Origin of the sequence: Kitasatospora sp. NPDC085895, assembly GCF_040702125.1 — a bacterium.
GTDB classification, from domain to species: Bacteria; Actinomycetota; Actinomycetes; order Streptomycetales; family Streptomycetaceae; genus Kitasatospora; species Kitasatospora arboriphila.
Map to the genome: position 1 here is coordinate 1 of NZ_JBFBJY010000242.1, position 1,192 is coordinate 1,192.

General features: G+C 69.4%; 1 pseudogene. It reads right to left on the reverse strand.

What is annotated here, in order from left to right:
- Window positions 1-95: 95 nt before the first annotated feature.
- Window positions 96-1,043, reverse strand: a pseudogene (locus AB0442_RS42560) (ISAzo13 family transposase); the annotation flags it as partial.
- Window positions 1,044-1,192 lie beyond the last annotated feature (149 nt).

Consider the following 1,192-nt stretch of genomic DNA (forward strand, 5'->3'; position numbering starts at 1 on the left):
GTCAGCACCCATGACCGGCAGCCGACACGACGCGTCGCGCCCAAGGTCATCACCCTGCGACCGGCAATAGTTCACTGACTCAAGCAACGGCATTGTGTGCCCGGTGGGAAGTGGCAGACCGTGATCTCCAGGCCGCTTTCCAGGGCGAAGGCGGCCAGGTGCTTCTTCCAGGTCCAGCGGCGGGGATCGTTGGAGCCGCCGGCGTCGGCGGTGATCAGCAGCCGGGTGGCGTTCGGGTGGTGCACCTGTCCGCGGTTGCGCCACCAGCGGCGTATGGACTCGACCGCGAACTCGGCGGTGTCGTGGTCGGTCCCGACATTGACCCAACCGGTGTTGGTGGCGATGTCGTAGATCCCGTAGGGGATGGCGACGGGCTGGTCGCTGGTGGTGAAGGTGTGGCAGTCGACCTTGATCGGGTCCTTGCCCGGCCGCCAGGTGCGGCCGGGCCGGTCGCGGTTGCCGAGCCATTCCTTGGCCTTGGTGTCGACGCTGATCACCGGCTGCCGGTCGTCGAGGAAGGCGGCGGCGGTGGCATTCAGGTGGGCGAACTGGGCGTCGCGGTCCGGATGTCCGGCGCCCTCGGTGGTCTTGACGGTGCCCTGCAGGCTGTAGCCCAGGCCGCGCAGCAGACGCCCGACGGTCGCGGCACTGACCGGGTGGCCCTGTGACGTGAGGGTCGAGGCCAAGGACCGCAGCGACAAGGTGGTCCACCGCAGCGGCGAGACGGGATCACCCCGGGTGTGCGGCTCGATCAGCGCCTCGAGCGCCGCCGACAGGCCGGGGTCGGTGACCGTCAACGGCTTGCGGCCGGCTCCCGCAGCCCGGACCCTCCGCGTCGGCACCGGGTCCCCGGCCAGCTCGGTCACGCCACGCGAGACGGTGGAAGCACTGGTCCCGGAGGCGGCGGCTACCAGAGCGATCCCGCCGTGGCCGATCGCCACAGCTTCGCTGGCCAGGTAGAGCCGACGGCGCCGCTCGTCGAGATGCGGCAGGATCCGATCGAACTTGGCCCGTAACGCGGTGACGGGCGGACGCACAGGCATGGTCCACCCTCCCACCAACTCCACAAGAGCAAGCAGTAATTGAAATACAAGCCCCCGGCCGCACCGAGAACTGCCAGATCGGGGTCTTCGCCGCCTATGCCACTTCCCGCGGCCGTGCCCTGGTGGACCGGGAGCTGTACTTGCCCAAG